14 protein-coding genes are annotated in these 20654 nt (G+C 54.8%); 4 read left to right on the top strand and 10 right to left on the bottom strand.

Translation table 11 applies throughout. The annotated features are described in order from the left end of the window. Positions 1-41: 41 nt before the first annotated feature. The 7 genes from VN12_RS24120 to VN12_RS24090 all read right to left on the bottom strand — a co-directional run bounded on the left by VN12_RS24120 (position 42) and on the right by VN12_RS24090 (position 9068). Complete coding sequence (locus tag VN12_RS24120; RefSeq protein WP_146679421.1) at positions 42-2279, bottom strand: DUF1549 domain-containing protein; 2238 nt, start codon at positions 2277-2279, stop codon at positions 42-44. Continuing rightward, positions 2272-2811, bottom strand: coding sequence for an RNA polymerase sigma factor (locus VN12_RS24115; RefSeq protein ID WP_240491255.1), 540 nt, complete (start codon positions 2809-2811; stop codon positions 2272-2274). The genes VN12_RS24120 and VN12_RS24115 overlap by 8 nt, the downstream gene beginning before the upstream one ends. A gap of 11 nt (positions 2812-2822) precedes the next feature. Beyond that, on the bottom strand, positions 2823-4097 hold the full coding sequence (locus tag VN12_RS24110) for a DUF1501 domain-containing protein (protein ID WP_240491254.1): 1275 nt from the start codon (positions 4095-4097) through the stop codon (positions 2823-2825). Between the two features lie 87 nt (positions 4098-4184). Beyond that, the gene (locus VN12_RS24105; RefSeq protein WP_146679419.1) at positions 4185-5840 is read right to left on the bottom strand and encodes a DUF1549 domain-containing protein; all 1656 of its coding nucleotides are present in this window, start codon (positions 5838-5840) and stop codon (positions 4185-4187) included. 267 nt (positions 5841-6107) lie between these two features. Further along, on the bottom strand, positions 6108-7400 hold the full coding sequence (locus tag VN12_RS24100; protein WP_146679417.1) for a hypothetical protein: 1293 nt from the start codon (positions 7398-7400) through the stop codon (positions 6108-6110). A gap of 176 nt (positions 7401-7576) precedes the next feature. Then, positions 7577-8053, bottom strand: coding sequence for a hypothetical protein (locus tag VN12_RS24095; RefSeq protein ID WP_146679415.1), 477 nt, complete (start codon positions 8051-8053; stop codon positions 7577-7579). 64 nt (positions 8054-8117) lie between these two features. After that, complete coding sequence (locus tag VN12_RS24090) at positions 8118-9068, bottom strand: DUF1559 domain-containing protein (RefSeq protein WP_146679413.1); 951 nt, start codon at positions 9066-9068, stop codon at positions 8118-8120. A gap of 196 nt (positions 9069-9264) precedes the next feature. On the opposite strand from VN12_RS24090, the gene VN12_RS26105 reads away from it, so the two are divergent. From VN12_RS26105 to upp, 4 genes are all read left to right on the top strand, one after another. Then, complete coding sequence (locus VN12_RS26105) at positions 9265-9402, top strand: hypothetical protein (RefSeq protein WP_168164619.1); 138 nt, start codon at positions 9265-9267, stop codon at positions 9400-9402. Positions 9403-9450: 48 nt separating this feature from the next. Next, on the top strand, positions 9451-10965 hold the full coding sequence (locus VN12_RS24085; protein WP_168164618.1) for a BBP7 family outer membrane beta-barrel protein: 1515 nt from the start codon (positions 9451-9453) through the stop codon (positions 10963-10965). Between the two features lie 86 nt (positions 10966-11051). Then, a complete protein-coding gene (locus VN12_RS24080) occupies positions 11052-15137 on the top strand; it encodes a beta strand repeat-containing protein (protein ID WP_146679409.1) in 4086 nt (1361 codons plus the stop codon). Between the two features lie 20 nt (positions 15138-15157). Further along, positions 15158-15787 carry a uracil phosphoribosyltransferase gene (upp, locus tag VN12_RS24075; protein WP_146679407.1) on the top strand — a complete coding sequence of 210 codons (630 nt, stop codon included), beginning with the start codon at positions 15158-15160 and terminating at the stop codon, positions 15785-15787. Between the two features lie 26 nt (positions 15788-15813). Here upp and VN12_RS24070 read toward each other — a convergent pair whose 3' ends face one another. The 3 genes from VN12_RS24070 to VN12_RS24060 all read right to left on the bottom strand — a co-directional run bounded on the left by VN12_RS24070 (position 15814) and on the right by VN12_RS24060 (position 20614). Beyond that, a complete protein-coding gene (locus VN12_RS24070; protein ID WP_146679404.1) occupies positions 15814-17619 on the bottom strand; it encodes a DEAD/DEAH box helicase in 1806 nt (601 codons plus the stop codon). Between the two features lie 223 nt (positions 17620-17842). After that, positions 17843-19555, bottom strand: coding sequence for an alpha-keto acid decarboxylase family protein (locus VN12_RS24065; RefSeq protein WP_146679402.1), 1713 nt, complete (start codon positions 19553-19555; stop codon positions 17843-17845). A 147-nt stretch (positions 19556-19702) separates the two neighbouring features. Beyond that, a complete protein-coding gene (locus tag VN12_RS24060; protein WP_146679400.1) occupies positions 19703-20614 on the bottom strand; it encodes a DUF1559 domain-containing protein in 912 nt (303 codons plus the stop codon). Between the last annotated feature and the right edge of the window lie 40 nt (positions 20615-20654).

The raw sequence follows: 20654 nt of genomic DNA, 5'->3' as shown, positions 1-20654 counted from the left end.
ACCGCTGACGAACATCACGAGTCCGTTTCATTGCCTTCCGCTTAGTAGCTTCCATGACGGCTGATGGCGAGGAGCCTTAGTGCTTGCTTTGCATCACCACCCGTGAACTCGTAGAAACGGGACGCATCCGTTCGCTCGATCCGATTCGGAAACCGTCCATCCATCAATAAATACAAGTGGTTCACCTGGTCGTTCCATTCCAACCCTGGCTTCGCAACGCGTTCGACAAACTCTTCTAGCTTCGCGTACGGCTTCGCAACGGAAAGCAAGTACAAGAGCTGTTCGTCGGACATTTGCATCGACAAAGGCTTCGAGGAACCAATTCCATTGGACTTATTGACGTCCGCCTGCGCCAGGAGCGAACCATCCGATCGGCCGTTGTTCGGCACAACCCATTTTGCAACTTCGCTCGCGGTATGACGAGCCGATTGGGAGGTAGTCAGTGCCACGGACGGTACGAAAGCAAACAACCTCGATCGGCGATGGTATTCGGTGAGCAACTCGTCGCTGGCTTGGAGATACCAACTTGCCGTCGGCTTGGCTTCCGGAGTCCTCATGGCATCGGTCAAAAGAAGGGACGCGACCAAATCTCGGACGCTGCCATTGGCTTGCAATTGACTGCAAAGAAGGGATCGGAGATCCGTGCGTTCCTCGGACGCTTCCGACTCTGTCAGGCCAAATGCAGGTACCAAGGGTTGATGAAAAATCTTCGACCAGACGAGCTCGACCAAACCGGCTCGCGCGTCACGAGACTGCTCCAGCCAATCGGCGATCTTGATTCGTTTACTCGAGTCTACATCGTCAATGGGGAGCCCCGGCTCTGCCATGACCATCTTTCCCGCCGGGTCTTCATAGAAAAAAGTATCATTCTCGTTGGAAGCATTCCTCGCGGCAGACGGCTTTCGGCGAGCAGATACCTTCGTGAGTTCGGCCGGGAAGCTCCAGAACAAATCGGACTTCACCATCGAATCATTTCCCCAGTTCGACAGCGCCCGATCGTTCGCCGCATGGCACTGGGTACATGCCACCAACGTGTTACCGCTGCGGTGTAAAAGACTCGCAGCCACTCCAACGATCGGAGCATCCAAAGAACTGAATCGACGTTTGATCTTGGAATTCTTTTCCATGTCACCTGCGATGGCGGACTCACGCATCATGATGTCGTTCCACCAATAATCCGACCAGCTCTCGGCGACTTGGTTTCTCTCCAACGCCAAGGTGGATTCCAACTGCTGGATCCGGCGATCCTTAGCCAACCCCTCTTGAATCCAGTCCACGAATTGCTGCAAGGCAGCGGGCTGACTTTTGAGCGAATGCAGCTCGGTCCCCAAATAATGCTCGGCGAGCATCCGACTCCAATGGATGGTGAACTCCTCGGATTCGATCAGACGGTTCACGAAGCGTTCCGTTCGGTCGACTCCCTTGTCAGCTCGAAACGCCTCACGCTCCGCCGCGGTCGGCATTCGCCCTACGGCGGCCAACGAGACTCGATGCATCCATGATTCACCTATTGGCTCTTTTCGAACCTCGACTCCGACTCGCTTCCAAACCTGGTCAAGCTGCGCATCGACGATCTTGGTCAACGCAGGCGAGGGAATCGCAGAAGGTTGCGGCAGGGTCACAACCCACTTGAACCGGTCCTCGTTCTCCCTCGACGATTCAATCGGGGGGACCTGTTCCGAACGTGCTGGCGGTGCAGCGACAATCGCATTGTTCGTTTCTACAGGGGAACTGCGATCTCCCTCGCCTTCTTGGTTGGTTTCATCCTGCTTGGTCATCGAGGGAAGCTGAGGAGTATCGAGCGATACGACGTCATTTTCAGTGGTTCGACTGGATAGAAGTGCTTCATATCCTAACCAAATGCCAGCGCAAGACGCCGCCAAAGTCAACAGCGCAGCACTCCGCCGAACCCAACGATACTCCCAGGGACGCGGATGGACCCGCAGCATATCCGGTTCTTGAGCAAGGCTCCCGCGACGTCGCGCCTGCAGGACCGTCTTGAACTGTCCGTCTGAGACGAATTCGACATCGGCTTGAGCTGCCCCCAATGCCTCATCAAGAACGTCATCACTATAAATCGGCCTTCGACGGCTGGCGGGAGGGGGCTCGACCAAGCCCATCTGCTTGGCTCGAAGCTTGAGCAGAATGCGCTGCTCCAAGTCGGGGGGGGTATTTCCCTGGAGCAGGTCCCTTAATAGCGAATTGAGCATGAACTCCCCTGCCCGGGACGGCGGGAAGGGCTTTCCGTTTCGCTCTGGATCAAATGGATTCTTAGCCACCTTGTAGTTTCCCGTCCATACATTGCCTCAGCTGTGCTTTGGCACGCTGCATTAAGTTTTTTGCGCCATGCTCGGTGATACCGAGCGTCTGTGCGATGCTCTCCCGTGTGGCATCCTCGCTAAATCGCATCTTCAAGGATAATTGGGCACGGGCCGTAAGCCTCGAAAAACACTCGGCGAGCGCATCAAAGACTTCACCTCCACGACCTTCCTCTCCTGCCCAACGGACCCACTGCTCATCCAGCGCATCCATCGCATCGGTCGTGGTCATTCTCCGATGTTTTCGGCGATAGGTAACCAGCAAGTGATATGCAACACGTCGCAAGTAACTCGCAGTCGCCGATGGACTGATCTGGACAAACGGCCGCCTCAAAACAGCGATAAAAGTTTCCTGGGTTAAGTCATCGGCCAAGGATTGCTCACAACCCATCGCGCGCAAGTACCTCCAGACCGATGCTTGAAACTCTTGAATGAGTTGCTCGGGTTCGAGGGCGTTTTCGGATTCTTGCGAGGTGAAGGGTTCGCTCGTCAAAGGATCCCCGATTAGGTAAATAGGTCTTTGATAATCTTGCCACTATTGGCAATCTTCATGGGACGACCGCTCTTGCTCGTAAAGGTCGTCTCCAAGGATATTCCTAATGCGTGACAAACGGAAGCCATGAGGTCTTCCGAGGAATACGGATCTCCAGTGATTTCGGTTCCATCTTCGTTGGTTCCCCCAACAGCCTGCCCCCCCTTGATCCCACCGCCCCCGACGACCACGCTCCAAGCCCTCGCCCAGTGATCTCGCCCTGCGTCCGCATTGATTCGCGGCGTTCTTCCGAACTCACCCATCCAAACAATAACCGTGTCTTGCAGCAATCCCCTCTGCTCGAGGTCTTCAGTGAGAGAAGCCATGGCCCGGTCCAATACGGGCAAGCGATCATTTTCGAGAGTCCTAAAGATGCCTTGATGATTGTCCCAACCACCCAAATCGACTTCCACGAACGGAACGCCCGCCTCCACCAACCTCCGGGCCAGCAAACATCCTTGGCCGAAGTTGTTCTCGCCGTACTTCTCCTTCACTTCCTTAGGCTCTTTGTCCACCTCGAACGCCTGCATCTGCGCGCTGGTCAACAAATCAAAGGTCTTGCCCAAAACCTTGCGGTGGTCTTCGACAACACCTCCCCGCTTCTGACCAATAAACGAGTCTTCGATCGTCTTCAATGCAATCTGGCGCTGCATCAGTCGATCCTTTGCCAAACTCATCTCCAAATTGCGAACACGGCCGTTGCTAGAAACACTGAACGGTGCCCAGGACATCCCTAAGAATCCAGGCCCTTCGCTCGCGCCACCAACGGAAACGAAAGGAGGAATCTCCAATTCCGGCCGCTGGACCATCAACTCATGCGCAATCACCGCACCATAACTTGGATAATCCACATTCGCGTCAGGCACATATCCGGTGTGCATGTAATACCTGCCTCGGTTGTGGTCGGCTTCGCGCGTGCTCATCGATCGAACGATCGCCATGTGATGCATTTGCTTTGCCATCAACGGCATATGTTCACAGATCTCAACATCCCCCGATGTGGAAATGGTCTTAAACGGTCCGCCATTATCGGTACCCGGCTTTAAGTCCCATATGTCCATCGAGCTTGGACCGCCTCCCATCCACAACAACACGCAAGACTTGCGATTCTTCTTCAGCGTATCTGCGTGGACTCGCAGCGAATGGCCTAATGACAACGAAGCTCCCATCATCGTCGCGGCTCCAGCCATGTGCGACATGAAGTGCCGACGATTCATCCCAACCGGTGTTGCAAATCGTGACCACATAAGTAACTACCTTCGCTGACTAGATTTCTGATTAGATGATGAGACTTAGAAGTATCTTCTCGGTACGGTGAGGCCCGAACGGACCCGTTAGTGATTGAATATGAACTCGTTGCTGTTCAGAATCGCCCACCACATATCTTGTAACATGCCTCCCATATCATTCTTTCGGGCTACCAAAAGCTGATTGGCTATGGAAAGCTCTTCGCTGCGAGGCCGCCTACCCAGACCCGTCAAAAACAGGATCTGGACTTTCTCCGCGACACTCCCTTTCTGCTGAGCAATCGATCCGAGCCAACTCCCCGGATCTGTCGAAATCGCTTCTCGAATCAATTCCCCATTGAACATCATCAAACTCTGGGGGATCGAGCCATTGAAGGTCGTGGTCTCGTCTCCTTCGTCGGTTCCGAATGCAACCACAAACTGCTTCATCCATTCGTCGCGACGACGCGCTTGCTCCTCCAAGCTCCCCTTGCGATTGGCCTGGGTTGCTACCGCTAAAGATTGAAACAACTGCTCAGCACTCATCTGCCGAGTATAGAAGTGCGAAAACTTGGGTGTCTCTCCCTGGCTCGGGTCATCTGTCTCGTTGTTGCTCGTCATGCGCGACGATAGCTGATAAGGTTGCGACATGGTGATCCACACCATCAATTGCTTGAGGTCGTAACTCGTGTTCCGAAAATCACTCGAAAGCTCCTCAAACAATTCGGGAAATGAGGTCGGGCTGTGCGGACCAAGATCGTCGATCGGCTTCGTAAAGCCATAGCCCAGGAAGTGGGACCACATTCGATTGACAATCGCTTTGTCCAAGAATGGACTCTGCATCATGAGCTGCCCCAGCTCCTCACGGCGATTGACTTGCTCCACAAATCCGCTCTTCCCGATTTCGGTCCCATCGATGAACACGGGATAAGCAACCTTCGTCAAGCCATTGCGAAGCTGAAAATATATTTCCGCCTGATCAGGACGCCCCCCCTCTCCAGCAAAATCCTGATTAATCAACTCAGCGTGGTCCACATCCCGAGTCCCCGCGACAAACTTTCGCAGCGCTCGGGTTTGCCGAAAGAAAGCATTGAACTCCCAAAACTTCTGTTGCTTCCACTGATTGAACGGATGGTTATGGCACTGCGTGCACTGAACCTGCAATCCCAAGAAAATGCGAGACACCGCTGCAGTAGCCTGCGTTCCATCCTCCTCGTTGACTTTCATCGCCAAGAAATTCGTCGCACCATTGAACCCCTCGGTTCCAGGCTTTGTCGATCCCGTGGCCGTAACCAATTCGTACACCATGTCGTTGTAAGGCTTATTTCTCGCAAAGCAATCTCGCAAGTACTTCTGCATACCGGAACGATCCGTGAGCGTTCGATCTTCCATGCCGCCGTTTCGACCGATGAGAACGTTTGTCCAAACTGTCCCCCAATGATTTGCATATTCTTCCGTGTAGCGATCGTCGTTCAAAAGCTTCTGAACCAAGTTCAGTTTCTTCGAAGGAGCCTTGTCTTTGGCGAATTCCGCCAATTCCTCGAAACTGGGTATCCGTCCAATCAGATCCAAATAAACGCGGCGGCACCATTTAAGCTCGTCCTCGACCGGCGAAGGTTTCACACCCGCATCCGCCCATCCTGCCTGCATCGCGAGGTCAATTTTTTCGACCTGAGGGGGCAACGTCACCGCCCCCGGCTTTTCCGCTCCCACCGCGCCAGGGACGAACGTCCCCGCGAGCACGACCCACGCAGCCAAAGGCATTGCAAACCGATTCGCGGAGGATCCAAGGGAATGGCAATTCTGCGACCAAGCCATCATGTGCTTTCTCTAGAACTGAACAGGGTAGAGTGACGACTCTCTGTGGGCTCAAGCAGGGAATTGCTGCTTATTGTACTCAGTTTCCCTAATAATCTTCCCGATTCTATCAACCCGCAAAGAGCGATCCTTAGTGGCCAGCTCCCCCAAACGATACAATCGATCCGATCTTGACCCCGCAAGATCCTTAGCTAACAGCAAGCATATGTCATTTCAGTTGAACCAGGCCGCAAAGCCAAAAAAACGACCGCCGAATACCCGCGTCAGCTGCTCCCATGCTTGGGGTGTCGAGAGCTTCCCATCCTCCAAATAGACTTCCCACCCCGAACCTTGGACCATCAAAACCAAGTCGAATTCGCGGGGTTCGAGGAAAACCCGGCGAACATTGATTCCCGTTCCTTCCTCTGGGACGAGAGGCCCCTTGTTCCTTCCGCGTTCTGGATAGATGCGCCAATAAGGAACCAGTTTTTCTCCCTTCAAGATCGCTTCTAATTCATTCAAGACTGCGTTCCACCCCCTCACCAGCTCCCGATTCACAGGTACCTGCAAGATTCCAGTTTGAGTCGGACTGGGGATCCACTCCCGATCATTGTCGGACTCCTCGGTCGCGAGCTTCCAAAACAACCGGCTTTCCTCCACCATCGCGAGGAGGTGATCATGCGCCTTTCGCATGCGCGCTGGCTCGCGACACGGGAAGCGACATAGATGGATAGCTGCAATCAAGTCGCTGATGAAGGCGGGGTCGAACCCTCCGTCGGCATGCCGATACTGTGTGAGCAAATAGGGGCTATCGATTTTGGTAAAGAACAAGTGGCCGCACCGTTCAAAAAGCTCCTTCTGATCATGTGCTAACACGACCTCACTGAGCGCCAAGAGAACATGGCAGTAGCCACGAAGCCAAGCGATATCCGCACTATCGATTCCTACTTCAATATCGTCCCCAGCTGTCCGAAGCGCGGCGGGACTAATCTCTTGTAGCATCGCTTTGAACGTTTCTGCCGATGACCGCTTGTCGTCATCGTTCCAATCGAATTGCACCTTTCCAATTTTCAACACGAGCTTGAAGTCAGAGTCCGCCGGCTGAGCCAACGCCTTTTGAGCGGATTCAATTTCCTTTGCAAACTCTTCCAAGGCGAAGCGAACCTTGTCGTAGGAGACCAGCTCTGGATCGGCGTTGCTCGGAATCGGCAATCGAAAAAATGGAACCGACTCGAGATAGAACTGATCTCGCACGCCAAAGCGATACCAGGATTGCCCGAGCCCCTCGACGGCGTGGAGGACTCGGGTGATTCCCCACAGACATCGAGCCGACTCATCCGAGGGATCCCTATTGGACTCCACTTCGAAATGCTTCACGCAAGCTTCGAGACCTTGCGTTGTGATGAGCTCATTCCAAGTAGCATCGTGATCGGCGCATGCAGCAGGCAAGCTCTGACTGGAACAGAGATGCCAACCGAACCAAAGAATCGCCCCACCCCCTACGATCAATCTGCGAACCCTACCCATTTGGTTTTCCCCCGTGCATGAGTTCCATCGACCACTCCTGTGCACTCTTCAGCATACGCGAGCTCGTACCTCGATGGGCTGATGCACAAAAAGAAAAAGCGGCCAGCGTTCTCAAAATGAGTTCGTTCGCCGCTTCTTAGATTTTTCGCGGGGAGTCAAAACGGAGCTCTTCCAAGCTATTTGCCTGAGCTCAGCTCGATCGTGAAGTCATTCTTGCCGCTGGAAACAACCTCGACAACAATCTCACCCTTTTGAACACAACCTGCCTTGGGAGCTGCTTGAGGTTTGGCGGATTTCCCCCCCTGGGAAGCCAAGTCTTCGTCGCTCACTCCCTCCGATTCCTCGGAATCCTCATCCTCGCCACCTACATACACCACTTGATGCTTCCCCACGATGGCACCATCGAATCTGTCATAGGTGGATAACACAAATCGTCCATCCGGACCGAGTGACGCAGAGGCTGGTTTGCCGGACTCCAGACTGTTGTCGACCGAAATCGGATTGAATGAAACCGAGCCGGAAGTGACAGGTGCACCGTTGCAAAGCACCACACCCTCCGCGGGAACCACTTTAAACTGAGATCCATTGCAACCACCAAAGACGACAGGCAAAAGCAGAACGAAACCAAGTGCATATCGAACGGAAAAAATCATGAACCAATTCCAAATTGAAAATGAGTGAAAACCAGACGCAAGTAGATTCTAAGGAATCGCCCTTTTAGAAATCCCCATCGAATACTTCTCCGCCATTTCGAGTGGAAAGCGCTCGATAGGTGGTCATGTTGATGTTCTGCGAAATGAAACGAACGGAACCATCTCCGATCGCGAACTGCGCCCCACCTGTGTGATAGCTGCCTGCGTATTCGCCATCGTTGTTGAAGAACCCAGTAGCATCTCGTGTGTTGGCATTGATAGGGTCATCCGTTTCCATGCCGACCAAATATTCGGAGATGTCGGTTGGAGGATTGTTGTCGCTATTGCCCGAGAAGTTGTAGCGACGATCGCTGCCCGGCATGCGATTGGAGTTGGGAGCCCCTCGCAGCTCATCTTGCACTTCGGCGACCATGAGCGTGTTCGAGGTTCCGTCTGGAATGCCTCCAAACTTGACCTGACTATTCATGAAGAAGATTCCGTTGCCGTTGTAACCGATATCGGTTGCCGCATCGAGCTGATCGTCATTGAACGTGGTGTTGCCGCACACGCCATTGTAAGTGCTCAATTGATATCCGCTCTTCGAGGGATTCTGCACTCCGTCGGGGTGACTTGGGCATTGGAAAAAAGGAAGGCGAGTCGTTCGCCCTGCAAGCGTTTGCTCGGCGGATGTCTCTCCTCCAATGTCAGTGCCCATGACTGGAGCCACTTGGTTGTAAAGGTTGGTCTGCTCTAGAAAGGGAAGGATTCGGGCATGCCAGGTCCAACCGTCCCCCCGCATAGGACTCCCGACCCGCACGATGTTGCCGGCAGGAAAGCACTTGAACGAGCTTTCGTAGTTATGCAGCGCCAGTCCAATTTGCTTCAAGCTATTGGAGCACTGCATTCTCCTGGCCGCTTCTCGTGCAGCCTGGACCGCAGGCAATAGGAGTCCGACCAAAATGCCAATGATGGCAATCACAACCAACAGTTCAACCAGGGTAAATCCGCGCGCAGAACGATACCGAAGACGGGTCATCGCAGGGTTCCTAACAAAGGGGAGGGAGGGAGGGCGCAAAACGGGGAGGGAGGGAGGGCGCAAAACGATCTAGAGGCTCGGCGGGGGTGGGAATATTCCCTTGCAGCCCTCTAAAGGGGCCTCGAGGGTCAAGGATACTGGCACCGCCCGACTTGCGTCAAATGATTTGCGAAGATTTCATGAAGAAACCGTGAAGATGGCAAAACGGGCAATCCAGGAGGACTTTTCTCAATTGGAAAAATATTCGGAATGGATCAAGTCTGCCGGCTGGGATGTCCGATACGTCAATATCGGTCGGATTATTCCGCTCGAGAAGACTTTACCTTCTGCGTAACTACCAACGCCTACGCAGAATCGACCTCTAAACATGGAAGTGAACGTCGTGAATCGCTTACTCGCACTCTTTTTCGTTGCGACGGTTGCAGGGGGGACTGCACTGGGTCAAAACCAAGGAACGCGTCTAGCTGCGACTTCGTCAGTGAGGAGTAGTGGTGATGCTGTTACCGCTCGATCGAGTAACGTGCCTCGCCCCGCTCCCAGCCGACGCGTCCCAGCCAGACTGGTTGCTGACCAAAGCCTCCTGGAATCTGCCCCTGTCGAAGGGGAAGTGATTTACGAAGATTCCGCGGAACCGATGGTGATCGGTGATAGCTATTCGCCAGAAGCGGGGCTCGCTGCCATCGGCGCGGGTTGTGCCTCGTGCGACGGCGACGGCTGCTCGACCTGCGGTGTAGGTGGCCCGCTCGAGTTTGACCTTTGCAATCCCTACGGCTTTGATGGCCGGCAGCTCTGCATCTGCCTCCCGTCGCACGGCTGGGCCAGCGTCGAATACTTGATGTGGTACGCATCGGGCATGGAATCACCAGCCCTCGTCACCACGTCGCCTGTTCCGACAGCTCAGGCCTCCGCAGGGGTTCTGCCCAGTGCAACAACCCTCTATGGCGGTGACAATAACATCTTGACTGACCGCCTCAACGGTATGCGAGTTCGCTTTGGATGGTGGTTTGTGAACAATCCGAACCTGGGACTCGAAGGAGAATATGTCGGAACCGCCAACGAAAGCGAAACCTTCGATCGAAACTCGAACGGCAATCCGATCCTGGCTCGACCTTTCTACAATGTCCTGACAGGTCGCGAAGACGCAGAACTGGTCGCCTTTCCAAGCGTTGTCTCGGGTCGCATCCGAACGGAAGCAGAATCGCAATTCACCGGTGCAGCCGTTCGCTTTCGACGTCAACTTTGCTGCAGCAGTGGTTGCGGGATCTCGCCTCTCACCTGCGGTCCTGTTCCTGCTCAAAGCCGGATCGACGCAACCTTGGGATGGCGATACTTCGAACTCGAAGAAGGACTAGCTATTCGAGAGGATCTTTCGTCCCTCGACACGGCGAATCCCGGCAGCTTTGTCCTCAACGACAGCTTCCGAACCCGAAATCAGTTCAATGGTGCTGAGCTCGGTGTGATGTGGCAAGGACGACGCGGATACTGGTCGCTAGATTCCTACATGCGATTGGGCTTGGGCAACACGCGACAAATGGTCACCATCGCAGGTAACACACAAACGACCGCAAATGGCGCTACCACCACCGCAAACGGAGGTCTGCTAGCACAACGCACCAACATCGGCACCTACACACGCGATCAGTTCGGTGTCGTGCCTGAGATCGGTGCAACCGTTGGCTATCAATTGACGCAACGACTGCGACTCACCGCCGGCTACACCTTCATCTACTGGAGCAACGTAGTTCGCCCAGGGGACCAAATCGATACATCCGTTAATCCCAACCTCCTTCCTCCCGAAAATCCCACACAAACTACATTCTTGAACCCCAGGTTTGCCTTCCAAGATTCCGATTACTTAATCCAAGGCCTAAGCCTCGGTGGCGACTATCGCTGGTAGCTAGCAAAAAGCGACCATTAGCGAGCTAAACACACGAGAAGGCTGGTTGTGAATGCAACCAGCCTTTGGCCGTTTCAGAGTTAGTAATGAAGGCAAGGAAGCCGTTCGAACCTATAACGACCCAGAGGTTCCGCTTCCTGAAGATTCAACTGGGATGGAGCAAGCGTGACATGGCAGGCCTCTGGAATCAACTCATCAAGCGTTTGAGTGGCAATCGAGCAAAACAAGTTCAGCAAGTTTCTCGTGCTCGATCTCAGCGACGGCTGAGAATGGAGATGCTGGAAGGCCGCGCACTCATGGCGGCGGACATCACCGGCACTGTCTTCCATGACCTCACCGATAACAACATCGACGGTGCCGATCCCCGTCTCGCGGCTGTCTCGGTTGCCCTCTTTCGCGATGGCGGCAACGCTACCTACGAAAGCGGAGCTGGCACTTCGGCCGCTGGCGACGATGTCTTGGTCGGCACGACAACTTCTGCCGCGACGACCGGCCTTTACTCCTTCACCGTGAATCAAGCCGGAACGTACTATGTCGTTCAGACATCCGCCTCCGGCAGCTTGATCCAACGCCCGAATGCTCGCGTTCAGACCATCAACGTTTCGGCAGGGCAAGTCGCCGGGGTCAGCGTCCAAACAATCGACTCGTTCAACGACACTTCGCAGACCGTTACAGCATCTACTTCGGGAACGAACCCTGACTTCAATTCCATCGCAGCTACGGAGGCGCTGGGGGGTGAACGAGATCTGTTCGCAAACGCAACATCAGGCAGCTTGAGCATCGAAGTCGATAACCCATCGACCACGAATCAAGTAGTTTTCAATGTGGGTGCCGGTGCAAACGGTGTTCGTCAAATCGTCTATGACGGGGCCGATGGTGATGCACAGCTTCTCGACAACGATGGGCTTGGCGGTGTTGATCTCACCTCGGGTGGAACAGCCAATGGCTTCCGATTGACCATCGGTGGTGAGGCAGGCACCTCGATCACGATCACGGTCAACAGCGGAGCCAATGCTTCGAGCCGTACCGTTGCAATCCCCACCACGGGAGGTGGCGCACCGACCGATACCCTGGAGATCCTCTTCGCAGACTTCACGACCAGCGCTGGCACCGGTGCTGACTTCGAAGATGTAGGAGCTCTCACCTTCGAAGTAACTGGCCCTGACGCGGCCGACGTTACGATCGACCTGATTGAGACCTTTGGCCCCACCGTCCTCACACAGAACATCGCCAACCTATCACCCATGACCATCGGTGATCTGGTTTTCGCGGATCTCGATAATGACGGGCTGTTTGACTCCTCCGGAACCAACCCCGATGTTGGCTTGGCCAACGTCACGCTCCAGCTCTTTACCGACACCAACAGCAACGGCACGTTCGACGACGGTGTGGATCAGCAGACGACCAATAGCGCCGGCAATCCGGTGAGCACGACTTCCGATAGCAGCGGAAACTATCTGTTCACCAACGTTCTTCCCGGCAGCTACTTCGTGGTGATACCCTCGAGCCAATTTGCTACTGGACAAGCCGCAGCGGGATATATCGCTAGCTCCACCACTCCAGCTGGTCAACCGAACAACGCGAACACCGCAGCGAATATCACGGGTGTCGGCGTCGTAACCGCATTGGTCACCCTGGCCGCAACGGCTGCGCCAACCGACGACGGAGATACGGACAACAATACGGATCTCAGCAACGATATCGGTTTGGTACCCCAGTACGACCTAACTGTGGAGAAAACGTCGACATCCACTTCCGCTCCCGCAGGCACCACGATCACCTATACGATCAACGCTCGAAACGATGGTCCTTCGCCCGCAACCGATGTGAGCCTCACCGACAACATCCCTGACGGTGTACAAATCGTTTCGGTCACTTCCAACGTCAACACGGACGTCATCACCATTCCCGCCAGCGCACAAGACACGATTGCCGCGAATCCGGACGATATCGTAATCGAAGTCGGCAACTTGGCCGCGAGCGCAACAACACAACGCACTATCACTGTGGTTGCTTTTGTTCTTCCAGAGACCGTCGGAACCGGTACGCCGGAATCCATCGAGAATACGGTCACGATCGCAGGCTTCGGTACGGAACTAACCACGCTTCCCAACACCGATGCGCTTTCCTTACCGGTAACACGCAACGCAATTCTCGAACTGACCAAGACGGCCACTCCAACGACCGCCGTGGTGGGGAGCAACATCACCTATACGCTGACGATGCGGAATACGGGGCCAGCGACTGCTCGCAATGTCGTCATCAATGACACCTTGCCCGACGGTCTCGATTTGGTTAGCGTCACAAGCAATGTTGGAACCGCGACGGGGACCCAGGGAACAAGTGGGAATCCGGACAGCATTGAAGTCACCGTTGCCAATGTAAACGTTGATTCTCCAAGCACCGACACCGACGTGGTCGTAACCATCGTCGCTACCGTTCTCAACTCGATCTCGGGCTCGACGATTGCTAACACCGGTTCGGCGGACTCCGATGACTCCGCCGGCGTTACCGCCAACGCGAATACTCCGCTCGCTCGAAACGTCGACTTGGCAATCACCAAGTCCATTACGACTAACCCAGCCTCCACGGCAACCCCCGCAACCGCCGCTCCTAACTCGACATTCACCTACACGATTGTCGCGAGAAACGATGGCCCATCGGCTGCGACCACCGTCCGCGTAACGGACAATCTCCCGGATGGTATACGCATCATCAGCGCGACATCCTCAGATGGAACCGATACGATCACCATTCCCGCCTCCGCGCAAGACACGACGGCCACCAATCCAGATGACTTGATCATCGAAGTAGGGAACCTGGACGTCGGCTCGGCGAACCAAACCACGATCACGATCATTGGGGTCGTACTCCCTGGTACGACGGGAACCTTTACCAACGTTGCTACCATCGCAGCGACCGATACTACGGGGAACATCGAAGCCGACACTTCGGATAACTCTGCGAGTGTCGCTGCGAATGCACCGAGGACGGTCGATTTGGCCGTGACCAAGACGGGACCAGCGACCGCCGTTTCCGGAAACACCATCACGTACACCATGTCCGCTGTGAACAATGGTCCTTCGGATGCCGTGAACGTACAAGTCTCCGATGACATTCCCGACGGACTACGCATCATCAGCGCGACGGTAAACGGATCACCCGTTACGATCCCAGCCAGCTTGTCGGATACGAACGCTTCGAATCCCGATAACTTGGTCCTCGCGATCGGAGCCCTAGCCTCGGGTGCTACCAACAATACGATTCAAATCGTAGCTGCAATCCTACCGAGCAGCACTGCTTCTTTGGTTAACAGTGCGGTTATCAGCACAACCGACACCGCAACAGTGGAAACTCCGAACACGAACAACGCGTCCACGGTGACGACAACGCTGACTCAGCAAAATGACGTCGCCATTACGAAGACGGGACCATCGACCCTTCCTGCAGGTAGCACGATCACCTACACGATGAACGTGACCAATAACGGTCCTTCGTCAGCCACCTCGGTAAACGTTTCGGATACGCTGCCAACTGGAGTTACCTTCGTTAGCGGAACATCCTTGATCGGATCTACGGCAGCCGGTACGGTCGCATCCGGTGCGAACAATTCGGCTACGGTCACGATCCCAACCCTGGCTCCCGGCGAAACTGCAGTCGTGACGATCTTGGCCACGGTTTCCGCCACCTCTACAGGATCGATTACCAACACGGTCACAGTGACCGCTGCCAACGATACGGTCTCGACCAATAACACGTCGACGGCGTCGACTACGCTAACCGCCCCTCTTCCTTCGAACATCACGGGGCGTATTTATGTCGATAGCAACCGAGACGGTGTCGGACAATCGACCGAGAGCGGAATCGCAGGAGTGACTGTGACGCTGACGGGTACCCCCACCGGCGGATCGACCTCGATCACGCAAACGACGACCACCAATGCGAACGGGGAGTACACGTTCTCCAACGTCGCAGCCGGCACCTACGCGGTGACGTCGGGCAATCCAAACGACTTCAATTTCCAAGCTGCGAACCCCGGGTCAACGGGTGGTACTGCGGGCGTTCGACAGATCACGGCCATTCCGCTTGCAGCGACCAACTCGACCGCCAACAATGTCGGTTTCGTCCGGGTCTTTAGCAAACGATTGTTCCTGTCCTCATCGACACGATAACCACCCGAGATCGGATAACCATGAGCTCTTGGACTGTTTTGAAGCATCCGCTAGCCTCCCACCACTTGGCGATCCTGCGCGATGCTTCAACGAAGCCAGCTCAATTCCGAATTCAGATCGATTTGCTCGCAACCTTGCTCGCCATTGAGTGCTTGCAAGACTTGCAACTATCCCCCAACTCCGTGCAAACGCCGATGGGGTTAGCGGCAGCAGAGACTCTGAAACAAAGGGTCGCTATCGTACCAATCCTTCGAGCGGGCCTTGGTTTGGTTTCCCCTATCCTGCAGCTCCTGCCGGATGCCGAAGTTTGGCATTTGGGAATGTACCGAGACGAAGAAACGGCTCTCCCGGTTGAATACTATTCCAAACTACCCGCCGATCACCCATCGGATATCGGCCTCGTACTAGACCCCATGCTCGCCACGGGAGGTAGTATCCGACTCGCCATCGGCGCTTTGAAGAAATGGGGCGTTCGCGATATCCGGGTCCTAAGTGTGATCGCATCCACTCCTGGCTTGACGCAACTCGTTGAGGAACATCCCGATGTTCGAATCTGGGTCGGCGCGGTAGACCCAAATCTCGACCATCGGAAGTTCATCGTCCCCGGTTTGGGCGATGCCGGAGACCGTATTTTCAATACGCGATCTTAACGGTCCAAATCGTAACGGCCCAAGTCTTAACGGCTACGAACACGCTGACGATCAGCCAATTTCGAAATGCGAAGCTGCCGACCTACTACCCAAGCTCGGCCAAGAATCTTGAACAAGTCTCGCGGCATTCCTTTTGGCAAATAGACAGTGCTATGCTCATCGAAGATGGTGATCTGACCGATGTAGCTCGAGTCCAGTTCAATCTCGTTGGCAATCGCGCCAACCAAGTTACCTGGTTTGACCCCATGCTGACGGCCGACTTCAACTCGAAACAGCTCCATGCCTGCTCTCGGGGATTCGTCGCGAGGCCCCGAGGCATCCCCCCCCTCAAACTCGCCGCGTTGCTCGCGAGGATCAAAACGAGGTGTCTTGGTCCGACCGCGCGAGAATCCGTCGCGATCATCTCGAGGCCCACGATCGTCCCGATCCCGCCGATCTCGGCCACGGAGTGCTCGATCAAGCGAGTCTTCTTCGGGCAAGAGAAACGGGCGTTCTCCGGTGCAGAGCTTTGCTAATGCCGTGGCGGCTTGCTCAATGCTGAACTGGTGTTCCTCGCAGCACTCCTCAATCCACTTCTTAAACCTTTCAGCCGATAAAGAATCCTGCTGATCTACTTCGACTTGGCTTGCAATCTTCGTTTTTAATCGTGTAATTCGGGCTTGATTGATCTCGCGCACGGTAGGAACTTCCATCGGCTCGATCGCTTTTCCGATCGCGCGGTGGATATCCTTAAGAAACCCGCGCTGCCTTGGGGTGATAAATAGTATGGCTTCGCCATCACGTCCCGCTCTGCCGGTTCGACCGATTCGGTGAATATAGGCTTCGGTATCGAAGGGCAGGTCGTAGTTGATCACATGGGTAATGCGCTGGACGTCCAAACCGCGAGCAGCAACATCCGTCGCTACCAAAATTTGGACAGAGCCATCCTTCAATTGTTCAATCGTTCGCTCGCGCTGCGCCTGAGCAATCTCACCATTGATCGCGACGGCGCTATAACCCATGCGATTGAGCGCTTCTGCGATCTCGACGGTCGCGTTGCGTGTCTTGACGAAGATAATGGTGCCATCGGAAGGTTCATGCTCCAGGACTCGCTGCAGTACTTCCAATTTGAATTTGGGTTCAATCATCAAGTATCGCTGGCGGATCGTATCGGCCGTTTTTTCCTTCGCAGCAATCGAAACGACATGCGGCTCCTTCAGATGTTTGTCGGCGATCTCTCGAATCGCGCTGGGCATGGTTGCTGAAAACAGGGCGATCTGTACATCCGCGGGTGCTTGGGTCAAAACCCACCGCACGTCGTCGACAAACCCCATCCGCAACATCTCATCCGCTTCGTCGAGGACCAAACACCGGAGCTTATCGATCTTCAAACGCTCCTCGCGCATGTGATCCATCACTCGGCCGGGCGTTCCGACTATGATTTGAGGCCGCTGCCTTAAAGCTTGAATCTGCTGGGCATATCCGCTTCCGCCGTACAAACAAGCGACATGAAGCCCTCGCATCGACTTTCCGTAACGCTCGAAAGACTCGGCAACCTGGATGGCTAGCTCCCGCGTCGGAGCCAACACCAGGACTTGAGGGGAGGAATCGTTGACGTCGATTCGGCACAAAAGAGGCAGAGCAAAGGCAGCCGTTTTCCCGGTCCCCGTCTGGGCCTGGCCCAACACATCTTGTCCGGTCAACAAACTGGGAATCGTGGCGGCCTGGATAGAAGTCGGGGTGTGATACCCCGCCGCGGCCAAATCGTTGCAAATGGGCTCGGGCAATCCTAAAGTCAAAAAACCATTCGACGGCGCAGCAGCGTCCGTCATCTCTTCGATGGGAGTACTCATCAAAACTCAGTAGTTCTAGCGTTATGTCAACCCAACTCACCGTTGGCTGCACGCTACGATCGCATGCAGTGGATCGGGAAAGTCAAGTTCACTCTGCTGCTACTCAAAAACATTGCAGCCACCAAACCACCATTCCCATCGCTCACGACGAAATCGTACCAGTTCCGACGTTTTGCAGAAGTGACAAAACAGGGAATTGCTCCGAAGTCGTCTGGAATACGAACTAAACGCGCTGCCCCAGCCGCTGAGCAAGCCGAAGCAATGTCTGACTCGCATCGTTCTCAACCAATTTCGCATGGATCAAATGCAACTGCGTGCGATCCTCCCATGCCTCGGTTAGTGCGCGGTCAAACTCCCCCTCATTCTGAACGTAATGGCCCCTACCGCCCCCATAAACCTCCGGCAGTTTCCAATACTTCCACGAGGGAATCTCGTTGTAATTCCAACTCCCCGACTGGAGAAATCGCTCGGTTCCATAACCGTGATTGTCGAGCACGAGTAAAATGGGATTGTGCCGATGCCGCACCAACGTCGCCATTTCCTGCCCGGTCATCTGGAAGGCTCCATCTCCCACAATGGTGAAGATTCGATCGTCCGGCTTCGCCACGCAAGCCCCCAATGTGGCAGGCACCGAAAACCCCATGGAAGTGTAATAAGCCGGAGAAAGGAAATCCGTTCGATCGCGTATCACAAGCTCCGATGACGAAAACAACGCATCGCCGATATCTGCAATCACAATCGTATGCTCATCCAACTGGGTGTTGATGCGCTGAATCATGCGGCTTATCTCCAGCGGCCTCCCAGACTCGATAACCAACGGCTCCGGCCGCTTCAGATGAAGCCCCTCGGGGATCGGTCGCTTCGCGGGTGTAGCCCTGCCGTCGATCAATCGCTCCAGAAAGTCTCCAAGAGGAACGTTGGGGAACTGATGAAACGAAATCTGCAACTGCTCACTCGTCGCATAAATGCAGTTCTTGACTTCCAGCTGGGCCGTGTAAATCCCTAAATTGATGTCGGTCATGAAGGCACCGAGCAATAGCACGCAATCGCTCTCTTCGACATACTTTGTGACATCCTCACGCCCCATCGCTCCTTCGTATAGCCCTATATACAACGGATGCGTCTCGTCGATCACACTCTTTCCTAATATGGTCGCCGCGATCGGTATGCTGGCTTCCTCGGCAAGCCTCAACACCAAGTCCTGTAAACCGAATCGATGGATTTCGACTCCCGCAATGATCACGGGCCTCTTGGCTGCATTCAATCGTTCGATCGCTTCCTTTACGGCCTCCTCTAACGCCTCCGTGTTGTAAAGGCTCGCAGGGCGCTTGTATGCGTGCGTCACCGAAGGAACCACGTCGACCATGTCGCGTGGCAAATCGATGTAGACCGGTCGCTTGTAGCGATAACACGCATCGAGGACTCGATCGATTTCACTGAAGGCGATAAGCGGGTCGTCCAACTCAACCGCCGCAATACAAAGCTTCTCAAAAACCTCACGCTGCGTACTGAAATCGCGGACCTTGTGGTGCAATAGCGGATTGTTCACGCGTTCCCGCAACCCGGGAGAACCGGTGAGCATTACCACCGGCGACTTCTCCGCAAACGCACCCGCGACGCTATTGCAGACAGATAACCCACCCACACAGTATGTAACGCATAGAGCGCCCATACCCCGAATCCGAGCATACGCATCGGCGGCAAACCCCGCACAATCTTCTCGGGTGCAACCGATCGTTCGAATGGGGCTCTGCTCGAGCATGCTGTAAAAATGGAGGATGTAGTCCCCCGGGATCCCAAAGCAATCGCCGATCCCATAATCCTGTAACCGCTTGATGAGATACTGCCCGATAGACAATTCGGCAACGGGCCGCTGTCCACGTGAAGAAGGCTTTCCTGCCGAGACTCGCCCAATCGAACTCAAGGGATCGTTCATAGGTCTTCCAACACTGCTTCCAAAAGAATAGAACGGAAATCCAGACGAGAGGTGTTTCCGGACCGGGGAGCAGCCCCGTTGGAATTGTAGCACTCAGGCTACGGGTTGGCAGAACGACCGAATCGAATTCTGTTTGATTCGCAATTTCTACTTGAAGGTGGAAACGTCGACCTTCTCGCCGCCATTCGGGCTGATCAGCGAGTCGAGAACGGCTCCCGGAACCGTATTGGGAATCCGAAGCCCCTCCTCCTGCGCTGAAACCGCAGTAAAGGAATCGCGAAACAATCCACCGAGGTCCTTCATGGGACGATTACCAGGGCGCACCCCTTGCGAGATGTCGATATCCCCTGGCTCCGTCCAACTGGCCAATCCATGCTTGGTCTCAACCAACAAAAGAGTGGGATCGTCGATGTTCTTCGAGGAGAGAGGGCCCGATGGCGGAAAAAGGGTTCCCGGGCCAATGATCAACGCATAGTTGGTTTGAAAGCCCGCCATCGCGTCCGAATTGGGACTCGCAAACTCCTCGGGCATCTTGGACATGCACTGCAAGTTATTTGCACTGTCATACGGTTGATCCAATTGAAATGCGTCATATAGCGACTCATACCCGAGAAAGGGCAAGATCAAGACACGCCATGAGTAAAGTGCCGTCCCTTTGTCATCATAGACCACAGGCGGCGGATAAGTCCCGTAACGATCGGCATACTCATTGAGCGCTTTGGCGATCAACTTCATATTGTCGATGTCCTGGTTCTGGGCCGCTAACAAAGCCCGCTTTTGAATCGTCGGCCAAGCCATCCAAACTACTGCGATCAAGGCTACCAATGCGGTCGCACTACAAGCCGCTGCGATCAACATCGGAAAGGAGCTTCGAGAAACCGAACGCGCTGCAGTCTTTCTCGTCACAACTAAGGGTGCTGGCTCGAGCACCCCCCGTTCGTTGTATCGAGGCATCGCTACGGTCTTTCCACATCCGGCGCATGGTCCCGTTTGCCCCGCATACCGATCATCTACCTTGGTCCGATGATGACAGAACGGGCAGATAAACTCGAATGGCATACGTTTCCCTCGTGTCGTACCGGTGAAGCCGAATGCATCA

Origin of the sequence: Pirellula sp. SH-Sr6A (assembly GCF_001610875.1) — a bacterium.
Classification (GTDB): domain Bacteria; phylum Planctomycetota; class Planctomycetia; order Pirellulales; family Pirellulaceae; genus JBKCUI01.
The sequence above is the reverse complement of the archived record's forward strand: the minus strand, read 5'-3'. Positions and strand labels throughout refer to the sequence as shown.

Excerpts from the sequence above, each read along its gene's own strand:
- VN12_RS24100 (WP_146679417.1), bottom strand. The coding sequence starts at position 7,400 with ATGGGTAGGGTTCGCAGATTGATCGTAGGGGGTGGGGCGATTCTTTGG.
- upp (WP_146679407.1), top strand. The coding sequence starts at position 15,158 with ATGAGCTCTTGGACTGTTTTGAAGCATCCGCTAGCCTCCCACCACTTG.
- VN12_RS26105 (WP_168164619.1), top strand. The coding sequence starts at position 9,265 with ATGGCAAAACGGGCAATCCAGGAGGACTTTTCTCAATTGGAAAAATAT.
- VN12_RS24105 (WP_146679419.1), bottom strand. The coding sequence starts at position 5,840 with ATGCCTTTGGCTGCGTGGGTCGTGCTCGCGGGGACGTTCGTCCCTGGC.
- VN12_RS24110 (WP_240491254.1), bottom strand. The coding sequence starts at position 4,097 with ATGTGGTCACGATTTGCAACACCGGTTGGGATGAATCGTCGGCACTTC.
- VN12_RS24070 (WP_146679404.1), bottom strand. The coding sequence starts at position 17,619 with ATGAGTACTCCCATCGAAGAGATGACGGACGCTGCTGCGCCGTCGAAT.
- VN12_RS24080 (WP_146679409.1), top strand. The coding sequence starts at position 11,052 with ATGAAGGCAAGGAAGCCGTTCGAACCTATAACGACCCAGAGGTTCCGC.
- VN12_RS24065 (WP_146679402.1), bottom strand. The coding sequence starts at position 19,555 with ATGAACGATCCCTTGAGTTCGATTGGGCGAGTCTCGGCAGGAAAGCCT.
- VN12_RS24090 (WP_146679413.1), bottom strand. The coding sequence starts at position 9,068 with ATGACCCGTCTTCGGTATCGTTCTGCGCGCGGATTTACCCTGGTTGAA.
- VN12_RS24095 (WP_146679415.1), bottom strand. The coding sequence starts at position 8,053 with ATGATTTTTTCCGTTCGATATGCACTTGGTTTCGTTCTGCTTTTGCCT.
- VN12_RS24060 (WP_146679400.1), bottom strand. The coding sequence starts at position 20,614 with ATGCCATTCGAGTTTATCTGCCCGTTCTGTCATCATCGGACCAAGGTA.